The sequence below is a fragment of the Rhodococcus yananensis genome (assembly GCF_020515525.1).
GTDB lineage: Bacteria > Actinomycetota > Actinomycetes > Mycobacteriales > Mycobacteriaceae > Rhodococcus > Rhodococcus yananensis.
In genome coordinates this window covers 1-10,808 of record NZ_JAIYEP010000107.1, presented here as the reverse complement: position 1 = coordinate 10,808, position 10,808 = coordinate 1, and the positions used below count along the sequence as shown (strand labels likewise).

Annotated in this window: 11 protein-coding genes; 5 read left to right on the top strand and 6 right to left on the bottom strand. The window is 68.8% G+C overall.

The features are described from left to right. The first annotated feature begins 206 nt into the window (after nt 1–206). From rplU to proB, 4 genes are all read left to right on the top strand, one after another. Nucleotides 207–518 (top strand): 50S ribosomal protein L21, encoded by a 312-nt coding sequence (gene rplU, locus LDQ05_RS18085; protein ID WP_226438340.1) that lies wholly within the window; start codon nt 207–209, stop codon nt 516–518. Nucleotides 519–554: 36 nt separating this feature from the next. Beyond that, a complete protein-coding gene (gene rpmA, locus LDQ05_RS18080; RefSeq protein WP_226438339.1) occupies nt 555–818 on the top strand; it encodes a 50S ribosomal protein L27 in 264 nt (87 codons plus the stop codon). 136 nt (nt 819–954) lie between these two features. Further along, on the top strand, nt 955–2,409 hold the full coding sequence (gene obgE / locus LDQ05_RS18075; protein WP_226438338.1) for a GTPase ObgE: 1,455 nt from the start codon (nt 955–957) through the stop codon (nt 2,407–2,409). Nucleotides 2,410–2,431: 22 nt separating this feature from the next. Then, nucleotides 2,432–3,532, top strand: a complete 1,101-nt coding sequence (gene proB / locus LDQ05_RS18070) for a glutamate 5-kinase (protein WP_226438337.1) — start codon at nt 2,432–2,434, stop codon at nt 3,530–3,532. A gap of 46 nt (nt 3,533–3,578) precedes the next feature. Here the strand turns inward: proB and LDQ05_RS18065 are convergent, their stop codons facing one another. Beyond that, entirely contained in the window at nt 3,579–4,424 is an 846-nt protein-coding gene (locus LDQ05_RS18065) for an NAD-dependent protein deacetylase (RefSeq protein ID WP_226438336.1), read from the bottom strand. Nucleotides 4,425–4,462: 38 nt separating this feature from the next. Here LDQ05_RS18065 and LDQ05_RS18060 point away from each other — a divergent pair, with 38 nt between their 5' ends. Next, nucleotides 4,463–5,224 carry a class I SAM-dependent methyltransferase gene (locus LDQ05_RS18060; RefSeq protein ID WP_226438335.1) on the top strand — a complete coding sequence of 254 codons (762 nt, stop codon included), beginning with the start codon at nt 4,463–4,465 and terminating at the stop codon, nt 5,222–5,224. Here LDQ05_RS18060 and LDQ05_RS18055 read toward each other — a convergent pair. From LDQ05_RS18055 to LDQ05_RS18035, 5 genes are all read right to left on the bottom strand, one after another. Continuing rightward, complete coding sequence (locus LDQ05_RS18055) at nt 5,218–6,153, bottom strand: D-isomer specific 2-hydroxyacid dehydrogenase family protein (protein ID WP_226438334.1); 936 nt, start codon at nt 6,151–6,153, stop codon at nt 5,218–5,220. The genes LDQ05_RS18060 and LDQ05_RS18055 overlap by 7 nt on opposite strands. A 55-nt stretch (nt 6,154–6,208) precedes the next feature. Further along, the gene (locus LDQ05_RS18050; protein WP_226438333.1) at nt 6,209–6,610 is read right to left on the bottom strand and encodes an ectoine synthase; all 402 of its coding nucleotides are present in this window, start codon (nt 6,608–6,610) and stop codon (nt 6,209–6,211) included. A gap of 43 nt (nt 6,611–6,653) precedes the next feature. Then, nucleotides 6,654–7,937 (bottom strand): diaminobutyrate--2-oxoglutarate transaminase, encoded by a 1,284-nt coding sequence (ectB, locus tag LDQ05_RS18045; protein WP_226438332.1) that lies wholly within the window; start codon nt 7,935–7,937, stop codon nt 6,654–6,656. 54 nt (nt 7,938–7,991) lie between these two features. Continuing rightward, a complete protein-coding gene (gene ectA, locus LDQ05_RS18040) occupies nt 7,992–8,510 on the bottom strand; it encodes a diaminobutyrate acetyltransferase (RefSeq protein WP_226438331.1) in 519 nt (172 codons plus the stop codon). 141 nt (nt 8,511–8,651) lie between these two features. Beyond that, the gene (locus LDQ05_RS18035) at nt 8,652–10,754 is read right to left on the bottom strand and encodes a RecQ family ATP-dependent DNA helicase (protein ID WP_226438330.1); all 2,103 of its coding nucleotides are present in this window, start codon (nt 10,752–10,754) and stop codon (nt 8,652–8,654) included. Nucleotides 10,755–10,808: the final 54 nt, after the last annotated feature.

Sequence of the window (10,808 nt, the reverse complement as noted above, 5' to 3'; positions counted from 1 at the left end):
GGCCGGCTCCGGCCGGCCCGGCGCCCGTCACCCTGGTTTGACCCTGGCAGTCACCTTCCCGTAATCTTGCACAGTCGCTACTCGGCGATAATGCCCAGCCGCGCCTGGATACAGGAAGTCGGCGGGCCCGAGTCAGCAACCACCAGACCAGTCGCGCCGCACACCGTGACGCGAGCACGTTCGAAGAAGCAAGGGGTAGCCGTCCGATGGCAACGTACGCGATCGTCAAGACCGGCGGTAAGCAGTACAAGGTCGCTGAGGGCGATCTCGTCAAGGTCGAGAAGATCGAGGGTGAGCCCGGCGCCGCTGTCTCGCTTTCCCCGGTCCTCGTCGTCGACGGAGCCGAGCTGACCACCGACGCCGACAAGCTGGCGAAGGTTTCGGTCACCGCTGAGATCGTCGAGCACACCAAGGGCCCGAAGATCCGCATCCACAAGTTCAAGAACAAGACCGGCTACCACAAGCGCCAGGGACACCGTCAGAAGCTGACGGTCGTCAAGGTCACCGGTATCAAGTAACTCGAACGCTAAGCTTCACCCCCAGGAGGGTTCGTCATGGCACACAAGAAGGGTGCATCCAGCTCCCGTAACGGTCGCGATTCGAACGCCCAGCGACTCGGCGTCAAGCGTTTCGGTGGCCAGTCGGTCAACGCCGGCGAGATCCTGGTGCGTCAGCGCGGCACGCACTTCCACCCCGGCGTGAACGTCGGACGTGGCGGCGACGACACGCTGTTCGCTCTCGCTTCCGGTGCGGTCGAGTTCGGCACCAAGCGTGGTCGCAAGACCGTCAACATCGTTCCGGTCGCGGTGGACGCCTGAGTCTGCCGTCCGATCAGGACACCGCGGGGGCTTCCCCGCGACATACTCCCAGTAGGGGCGGGCCAGGGTCGCACACCCTGTCCCGCCCCTACTGCATTTTCACCACCAGAGCGTATCCACGGAGAGAGGTCCACCCATGTCCCGCTTCATCGACCGGGTGGTGCTGCACGTCAGCGCCGGCAAGGGCGGTAACGGCTGTGCCTCCGTCCACCGTGAGAAGTTCAAGCCGCTCGGTGGTCCCGACGGCGGCAACGGCGGTAACGGCGGCGACGTCGTTCTCGAGGTCGACGAGGGCGTGCACACACTTCTCGACTTCCACTTCCACCAGCACGCCCAGGCGGAGAAGGGCGGCCAGGGAGCCGGTTCCAATCGCAACGGAGCCAACGGCGGCGACCTCGTCCTGAAGGTGCCCGACGGCACGGTCGTGCTGGACCGCAACGGCGAGGTGCTCGCGGACCTCGTGGGCTCCGGCAGCCGTTACGTGGCCGCGCAGGGCGGTCGCGGCGGACTCGGCAACGCCGCGCTCGTCTCACGTGCCCGCAAGGCCCCCGGCTTCGCACTGCTCGGCGAGGAAGGCGAACAGCGCGACCTGGTCCTCGAGCTCAAGTCCGTCGCCGACGTGGGACTCGTCGGGTTCCCGTCCGCCGGTAAGTCGTCGCTGGTGTCGGTGCTCTCGGCCGCGAAACCGAAGATCGCCGACTACCCGTTCACGACCCTCGTCCCCAACCTCGGCGTCGTGCAGTCCGGTGACACCACGTTCACCGTCGCCGATGTCCCCGGGCTGATCCCCGGTGCCAGCGAGGGGCGCGGTCTGGGATTGGACTTCCTGCGGCATCTCGAGCGGTGCGCGGTGCTCGCGCACGTCGTGGACTGCGCGACCCTCGAACCCGGCCGCGATCCGATCTCCGACGTGGACGCCCTCGAAGCCGAACTCGCCGCATACCAACCGGCGCTCTCCGGTGATACCGGACTCGGTGACCTCGCGCAGCGCCCCCGCATCGTGATCCTCAACAAGGCGGACGTCCCCGACGCCGCCGAACTCGCCGAGTTCGTCACCCCCGATTTCGAGGCACGCGGTTGGCCCGTGTTCACGATCTCGGCGGTCTCCAGAGACGGACTGCGACCCCTGACCTTCGCGCTCGCGAAGATGGTCGAGGAGTACCGCGCCGCCCACCCACCGGCCGCCCCGGCGCGCCCGGTGATCCGTCCGATCGCCCGCGACGAGACCGGCTTCGACGTCATCGCCGATCCCGACGAGCCCGGCGGCTTCATCGTGCGCGGTACCCGCCCCGAGCGTTGGGTGCGGCAGACGGCGTTCGACAACGACGAGGCCGTCGGCTACCTCGCGGACCGGCTCGCCCGGCTCGGCGTCGAGGACGAACTCGTCAAGCAGGGCGCCGAGCCCGGCTGCTACGTCACGATCGGTGACGTCAGCTTCCAGTGGGAACCGCAGACACCGGCGGGTGTGGATGTCACACCCACCGGACGCGGCACCGACGCGCGTCTCGACCAGACCGATCGCGTCGGCGCGGCCGAACGCCGGCACGCCAAGAAGGTTCGCCGCGGCCTCGCGACCGACGACGATTTCTGATCAACCCGCACCGAGGAGAACCGTGAGCGACACCCGCGAGGTCATCGCTTCCGCACGCAGCATCGTCGTCAAGATCGGATCGTCCGCGATCACCAGCCTCGAGGGGGGGCTCGACCGCGCCCGGCTCGATCGACTCGTCGACGCGATCGAGAACCGGATCCGGGCGGGTTCCACCGTCGTCGTGGTGTCCTCCGGTGCGGTCGGTGCAGGACTGGCACCGCTGGGTTTGACGTCGCGTCCGCGCGACCTGGCCACCAAGCAGGCGGCCGCGAGCGTCGGCCAACTCGAACTCGCGCACGCGTGGGGTACGTCCTTCCACCGGTACGACCGGACGGTCGGGCAGGTGCTCCTGACCGCCGACGACATCGCCCGCCGTACCCAGCACCGCAACGCCCAACGCACCCTCGACCGGTTGCGATCGCTCGATGCCGTTCCGATCGTCAACGAGAACGACACGGTGGCCACCGTCGAACTCCGTTTCGGGGACAACGACCGGCTCGCCGCGCTCGTCTCGCACCTCGTCGGCGCCGACGCGCTGGTGCTGCTCTCGGATGTGGACGGACTCTACGACGGTGATCCCCGCAAGGGTCCGGCCACCCTGATACCGGAGGTCGGTAGCCCGGAGGACCTCGACGGTGTCGTTGCCGGCTCGGGTGGGGCACTGGGTACCGGTGGGATGGCGTCGAAGCTCTCCGCGGCACGGCTGGCCGCGGACTCCGGGGTTCCCGTGTTGCTGGCGGCGGCGTCCGACGCGGCGACTGCGCTGGGGGACGCGGGTGTCGGGACTGCCTTCGCGGCCCGGCCGGACCGCATGTCGGCACGCCGATTCTGGGTGCGGCACGCCGCCGACACGCACGGCACGCTGCACCTCGACGCCGGTGCCGTGCGCGCGGTGGTCGAGCGCCGACGATCGTTGCTCGCGGCGGGAATCGTGGGAATGAGCGGAGGGTTCCACGCCGGCGACGTGGTCGCGCTCGTCGGCCCCGACGACCGTACTGTCGCGCGGGGTGTCGCGGCCTACGATGCGAGCGAACTGGAATTCATGATCGGATTCTCGACACAGTTCCTGCCGCCGGATCTGCAGCGGCCCGTCGTCCACGCCGACGACCTGGTTCGCCTCTGAGAACCCGTCGTGCCGCCGTCGTCGCCGACCTCCACCGTCCGTGTGCTCAGGCCGGGATCGTGGCGTTCGTCGAGGTCAGCGCGACCAGCGTTTCCGAGCAACCCGCGTCGATGCGGACGCTCGCGTGGTCGTCACCGCGGGTCGTACCGCGATTCACGATCGCCACGGGCAGCCGACGTTCGACGGCGCGGCGCACGAACCGCAACCCGGACTGGACGGTCAACGAACTCCCCGCCACGAGCAACGCATCCGAGGCCTCGAGCAACGCGTAGGCGGCGTCGACCCGTGCCCGCGGGACGATCTCGCCGAAGTACACGATGTCGGGTTTGAGCATCCCGCCGCACCGGTCACAGGCCACCACGACGAACGACTCGGTGTCGCGCACCACCGCGTCGGCGTCGGGAGCCACCTCGAGTCCGGTGACGGTGTGGGCCGCCGCGAAGGTGGGATTGGCCGCGGACAGCCGTTCGTGCAACGTGAACCGGGACAGTCGACGGCCGCAGCCGAGGCACACGATCTGTGCATAGGTGCCGTGCAGATCGATGACGTGCCGACTGCCGGCCTTGGTGTGCAGCAGGTCGACGTTCTGCGTTATCAGCCCCGACACCGTCCCGGCCCGTTCCAGCGCCGCGAGCGCGCGATGACCGGCATTGGGGCGTGCCCCGTCCATGTGCCGCCATCCGAGGTGGTTGCGGGCCCAGTACCGGCGCCGGAACTCCGGGTCGCCGACGAACTGCTGGAAGGTCATCGGGGTGCGCGGGGGAGAACCGGGACCGCGGTAGTCGGGCAGCCCGGAATCGGTCGAGAGCCCGGCACCGGTGAGGACCGCGACCCGGCGTCCGTCCACGAACTCCCGCAGTGCCGCCGCCGGTGTGTTGCTCGAGGTGTTCACATCGTCCACGGTAGGCCCACCGGCGTACCGTCGAGTCCATGACCGGCACGAACTGGTTCGCGGACGGCGGGAAGGACTACGCCCGGTACCGTCCCGGTTATCCGCCGCGGCTGGCAGCCTTCCTCACCTCCCTCGCCCCGTCCACCGCCGTCGCCGTCGACGTGGGGTGCGGTAACGGACAGCTGACGGTGCAGCTCGCCGGGCACTTCGACGCGGTCGTCGGCGTGGATCCGAGTGCCGACCAACTCGCGCATGCGACGCCACACGATCGGGTCCGGTACCTGTGTGCGCCCGCTGAACGTGTGCCGGTCGCCGACCGGAGCGCCGCGCTGATCACCGCAGCCCAAGCGGCACACTGGTTCGACCTTCCCGCGTTCTACGCCGAGGTGCGCAGGATCGCGACGGACGACGCGGTGATCGCACTGATCAGCTACGGCCTCATCGAACTCGAAGCGGACCTGACGGAGCGCTTCGACCGCTTCTACCGCGACGAGATCGGGCCGTTCTGGACGCCGGAGCGGGCTCTCGTCGAGTCCGGCTATGCCGAGCTGGGCTTTCCGTTCGACGAGCGGACGATTCCGCCGATGGCGATCACGGCGCGGTGGGATCTGCGACGGTTGCTCGGGTATCTCGCCACGTGGTCGGCGGTCCGCCGCGCCGGCGATGCCGGCCGGGCGGACGTCCTCCGCGAGTTCGCGGCCGACCTCACCGCACTGTGGGGCGACCCCGAGGTCGCGCGACCGGTCGTCGCCCCGATCGCCGGGCGGGTGGGAATCGTGCGGCGGCAGAGCCGTCAGTAGCCGGCGCCGATGTCGATCTCCGCGAGGAGGTCGACGCCGGAGGCGAACCGGGTGACGTTCTCGGTGACCCGGTCGGCGTAGGCGGGAACCCACACGGTGGCCGGATTCGCATCGTGCGGCGTGATCATCGCGTTCGTCAGTGACCACAGGGGATGCCCGTCGGGGAGAGGCTCGGGATCGACCACGTCGAGTCCGGCACCGGCGATCGTCCCGTCGCGCAGCGCGACCACGAGAGCGTCGGTGTCGACGAGGGTGCCGCGCGCGACGTTGATCAGCCAGGAGGACGGCTTCATGGCGGCGAACTCGTCGGCGCCGATCATGTGCTCGGTCGCTGCGGTGGCAGGAGCGGCGAGCACGACATGGTCTGCAACAGGCCATATTTCGTCGATCCTGTCGACGGGGATCGTCTCTGCGGCACCCGGTACGGGACGTCCGCTGCGGTTGACGGCGAGCGCGGTCGCGCCGAAGGGCATCAGCATGGGGATCAGGGCGCGGCCGACGCCGCCGGCGCCGATGATCGCGACGGTCGAACCGCGGAGCGTGCCGATGTGTCCCGAGAACGCCTCGGGGGTCCACGCGCGCGCGGCGAGATGCTGGGGGAGCGCACGAACCCCGGCCAGGAGCAATGTCAGCGCGTGCTCGGCGACGGTGGCGGAGTACGCACCCGCGCCGCAGGTCCACCGCACCTGCGGATGCGCTTTGACGATGCCGCGGGCGAGCCACTGCTCGACACCCGCCGACGGAATCTGCACCCAACGCACGGATGCGGGGAGTGCGTCGGGGAATCCCTCGGGCATCGCCGTCCACACGAGGGCGTCGGGGTCGGTGTCGACGGGGACCACGACACCACCACCGGCGGTGACCGCCTGCCCGAAGGTGGCGTCGGGTTCGGGTCCGATCGCGATGCGGGGCGGACGCTGCAGGGCCATGGCCCCGACTCTAGGCGTCCGCCCCGCATCGGTCACGTCTCATCCGGTGGAATCGTCAGGCGGTTTCCTCGACGATCAGCGGGTACACACCGTTCTCGTCGTGGACCTCGCGGCCGGTGACGGGCGGATTGAACACGCACAGCATGCGCATCCGCGTCTCGGGCTCGACCCGGTGCCGCTCGTGTCCGTTCAGCAGATACATCGTGCCCGGCGCCAGGTCGTACACGACATCGTTGTCGAGGTCGCGGAGCTTGCCCACGCCCTCCACGAGCCACACCGCCTCGATGTGGTTGGCGTAGTGGAACTCGTTGACGGTCCCGGCCTCGATGGTGGTCTCGTGGAACGAGAAGCCGACCTTGTCGCCGGCGAGGACGATGCGCTTGCTGCGCCACTGGCCGTCCTCGGAGGTGACGTCGCGTTCGGTGTCGGTGATCTCGTCGGTGGTGCGGACGATCATGGTGTGCGGGAATTCCTTCCGGTGGATCTGTGGGCCGTCGCGCTCAGGCGCGGACCTGGGCCGTCGCTTCCGCGAGGATGTTCAGGCCGAATTCGAGGTCGTCGTCGCTGATGGTCAGCGGCGGCAGCAGCTTGACGACTTCGTCCGAGGGGCCGGACGTTTCGGCGAGCAGGCCGCGCTCGAACGCCAGCCCGCACACCTTCTGGGCGTCCGACGGATCGTCGAACACCAGGCCCTGGACGAGGCCTCGGCCGCGGGTGGAGACGCCGTCGAACATGTCCGCGAGATTCATGAACGTCTGACGGATCCGCTCGCCCTTGCGCAGGGTTCCACGCTCGAGCGCATCGTCGGTCCAGTACTCCTCGAGCGCGGCGGTCGCGGTGACGAACGCAGGGTTGTTGCCGCGGAAGGTGCCGTTGTGCTCGCCGGGCGACCACACGTCGAGTTCGCGCTTGAACAGGGTGAGCGCGAGCGGGAGTCCGTAGCCGCCGATGGACTTGGAGAGCGTGACGATGTCGGGGACGATCCCGGCCTCTTCGAAGGAGAAGAACGCACCGGTGCGGCCGCAACCCATCTGCACATCGTCGACGATGAGGAGGATCTCGCGGTCGGCGCACAGGTCGGCAAGTGCCCGAAGCCATTCCGCGCGAGCGACGTTCACACCACCCTCACCCTGCACGGTCTCGACGATCACCGCGGCGGGTCGGTTCAGACCGCTGCCGGAGTCGTCGAGGACGCGCGAGAACCACTGGAAGTCCTCGGTGACACCGTCGAAGTAGTTGTCGAACGGCATCGGGGTGGCGTGGACCAGGGGGATGCCGGCGCCCGCGCGCTTCATCGAGTTGCCGGTCACCGACAGGGCGCCCAGCGTCATCCCGTGGAAGGCGTTGGTGAAGTTGATGATGGACTCGCGGCCGGTGACCTTGCGGGCCAGCTTCAGCGCGGACTCCACGGTGTTCGCGCCGGTCGGGCCGGGGAACTGCACCTTGTAGTCGAGGCCGCGCGGCTTGAGGATCACCCGCTCGAACGTCTCGAGGAGGTTGCGCTTGGCGACGGTCTCCATGTCGAGGCCGTGGGTGATGCCGTTGCTCATGATGTAGTCGACGAGGGCCGACTTGAGGACCGGGTTGTTGTGGCCGTAGTTCAGGGCGCCGGCGCCGGCGAAGAAGTCCAGGTAGTCCTTCCCGTCCTCGCTGCGGAGCCAGGATCCGGATGCGGACTCGAACACCGCGGGCCACCCGCGGCTGTAGCTGCGCACCTCGGATTCGATGCGCTCGAAAACATTGTTGCCGAAAGAGGTTTCGGGCTTGTGATCCAGGACGGTCATTTTATTGCTCCTCCTGTGGAAATGCGACGGTGAATCCGGCGGGAAACGGCCGGGTCAATCACCGATCGTGTAAAGATCTTCTGCCTGATGTGAATCGGGGAAATCGTCCGGCGCGAACAGGTCCGAACGGGTGATGTGGGTCCCGCGGCGACGTGCCAGTGCCGTGAACATCGCGATCGACGCGGCGTTGTCGGGGCTCACGGTGGTCTCGAGCCGGGTGACGCCGGATCGGCGCAGGCGGTCGAGCAACGTGTCGAGCATACGTCCGGCGATTCCGCCACCGCGCTGATCAGCGTCGACGGCCACCTGCCACACGAACAGCGTCTGCGGCGATTCCGGACGCAGGTAGCCGGTGATGAACCCTACCGGGCGGTCGGTCTCGTCGACGGCGACGACCGAGGTATCGGAGAAATCGCGACACCACAAAACGTACGAATAACCGGAATTGACATCGAGAACCTGCGAATCGCGGGCGATCTGCCACAACCTTTGTCCGTCGGAGATCCGCGGAGCCCGGAAACTCACTTCAGCCGGTTCGGGGGTTGGGGTACTGCTTTCCATGACGGGCCTCATAAGTGCTTCGAACCTAACAAGGACGAGGTTCGAATTCACCCCCGACGTCCGATTCTGTTCCGAATTGCCCGACTCTGCCCAGGTGAGGCAGTCGATGTGATCCCTGTCACATCGGTGTAGCATCGGGTGCGATCCGAACGATTATTTCGGGCTCGCGAGCGCGAACGGGAGGACGGATTCCGCGCCCGCGGAGGTGAGTGTGCGCGCCGCCATCGTCATCGTCCACCCGGTGTCGGTCACCGCGTCGATCAGCAGCACCGGGCCCCGGTGTCCGTCGAGAACGGGTGGTACCCACGCATCGATCAGTGCCGCTACTCGGTACGCCGAATTCGCGGCGGTGGCCGGTGGGCGGCCCGGGCGGTGGCGCAGCACACCGAGATCCGTCAGGCGTCCGAGTCGGGCGAGTTCCCGGGTGAGCGAGGTCACCAGGATCGGATGGGTGGGGGAGTCGACGGCCATGATCCCGGTGGGGCGTTCGGTCCAGTCCCAGGCCGCCAGGACCGCGACGGCGGCGCGGATCAGCGACTCGGGTGCTTCGCCGTCCGGTGCGTCGAGCAGTGCGCGGAGCCGCGGGCCCCACCCCAGATCGGAGAGCCTCCCGAGGATGCGGCCGGGTTCGGGTCCGTCGGTGATCCGCCCGGCCAGGTCGACGCCGAGCGTCTTCATTCCGGTGGGCCACTGCTTGCGGGGCAGCAGATCGGTGCCCGGACGTTCCAGTCGCTCCCGGGTGCGTCGGACGTCGGCGTCATCGACCGTCGTGCTGCGGTGCACACCGGTGCAGTTGTCGCAGCGGCCGCATCCGGGTGTGTCCGGGGTGAGTTCAGGATCGTCGAGTTGGCGACGCAGGAACAGCATCCGGCACGTGTCGGTGCGCTCGTACTCGAGCATCGCCGCCTGCTCGGCGGCGCGCGCCTGTTCGAGTCGCGCATACCGCTGCGCGTCGTACACCCAGGGGTGTCCGGTGGCGATCCATCCGCCCTTGACCCGGCGCACGGCACCGTCGACGTCGAGGACCTTGAGGACCATCTCGAGGCGGGAGCGGTTGAGGTCGACGCGGGGCTCGAGCGCGGGGGTCGACAGGGGGCGCTCGAGGTCGAGGGTGTCGACGACCGTGCGCACGAGTGACTCCTCGGGGAAGGCCACGGATGCGAACCACTTCCAGATCCGCCGATCCTCCGCGCCGGGGAGCAGGATCACCTCGGCGCGGTCGGTGGAGCGGCCCGCGCGTCCGACCTGCTGGTAGTAGGAGATCGGGGAGGACGGAGCACCGAGATGTACGACGAATCCGAGGTCCGGTTTGTCGAATCCCATCCCCAGGGCGGAGGTCGCGACGAGCGCCTTGACCCGGTTGGCCAGCAGATCCGCCTCGAGCTGCTCGCGTTCGGCGGTGTCCGTCTGTCCGGTGTACGCGGCCACCGTGTGTCCGTGGTCGGCGAGCAGCGCCGCCAGATCGTGCGCCGCCGAGACCGTCAGCGCATACACGATGCCGGACCCGGGTAGCTCGCGGAGGTGGTGGGCGAGCCAGGCGGCGCGTCGGGCCGGCTCGTCGATGCGGACCACCGACAGGTGCAGCGACGGGCGGTCGAGGCCGCCGCGCAGGACGAGGGTGTCGGTGTGCCCGGCCCCGACACCGAGTTGGGTCGCGACGTCGGCGACGACACGGTCGTTCGCGGTGGCGGTGGTCGCGAGGACGGGGATGCCGTCGCCGAGTTCCGCGACGAGCGAGCGGATGCGGCGATAGTCGGGACGGAAGTCGTGCCCCCAGTCGGACACGCAGTGGGCCTCGTCGACGACGACGAGACCGGCGTCGCGGGCCAACTCGGGCAGGACCCGGTCGCGGAAGTCGGGATTGTTGAGACGTTCGGGGCTCACGAGCAGCACGTCGACCGTGCCGTCGGCGATCCGTGCGTGGATCGCGTCCCACTCGGTGACGTTTCCGGAATTGATGGTCGCGGCGCGCACGCCCGCCCGTGCCGCGGAATCGACCTGGTTGCGCATGAGTGCGAGGAGCGGCGACACGATGACGGTGGGCCCGTGGCCGTGCGCCCGCAGCAGTTTCGCGGCGATGAAGTACACCGCCGACTTGCCCCACCCGGTGCGCTGCACGACGAGGGCGCGTCGGCGCTGCACCACGAGCGCCTCGATCGCGGTCCACTGGTCGTCGCGGAGGCGTGCATTCGGTCCGGCGAGGTCGCGGAGCAGGCGTTCGGCTTCGTCGCGCAGGTCGGTCGCGGAGGTGCTCATGGGGACATCGTGCCTTCCACCCCGTGCGCACTTCTGGTAGCCCCCGCTACCAGA

What these genes read in the sequence shown, in the direction of transcription:
- rplU (WP_226438340.1), top strand. Translation starts at nt 207, where the DNA reads ATGGCAACGTACGCGATCGTCAAGACCGGCGGTAAGCAGTACAAGGTC.
- rpmA (WP_226438339.1), top strand. Translation starts at nt 555, where the DNA reads ATGGCACACAAGAAGGGTGCATCCAGCTCCCGTAACGGTCGCGATTCG.
- obgE (WP_226438338.1), top strand. Translation starts at nt 955, where the DNA reads ATGTCCCGCTTCATCGACCGGGTGGTGCTGCACGTCAGCGCCGGCAAG.
- LDQ05_RS18060 (WP_226438335.1), top strand. Translation starts at nt 4,463, where the DNA reads ATGACCGGCACGAACTGGTTCGCGGACGGCGGGAAGGACTACGCCCGG.
- LDQ05_RS18055 (WP_226438334.1), bottom strand. Translation starts at nt 6,153, where the DNA reads ATGGCCCTGCAGCGTCCGCCCCGCATCGCGATCGGACCCGAACCCGAC.
- LDQ05_RS18050 (WP_226438333.1), bottom strand. Translation starts at nt 6,610, where the DNA reads ATGATCGTCCGCACCACCGACGAGATCACCGACACCGAACGCGACGTC.
- ectB (WP_226438332.1), bottom strand. Translation starts at nt 7,937, where the DNA reads ATGACCGTCCTGGATCACAAGCCCGAAACCTCTTTCGGCAACAATGTT.
- ectA (WP_226438331.1), bottom strand. Translation starts at nt 8,510, where the DNA reads ATGAGGCCCGTCATGGAAAGCAGTACCCCAACCCCCGAACCGGCTGAA.
- LDQ05_RS18035 (WP_226438330.1), bottom strand. Translation starts at nt 10,754, where the DNA reads ATGAGCACCTCCGCGACCGACCTGCGCGACGAAGCCGAACGCCTGCTC.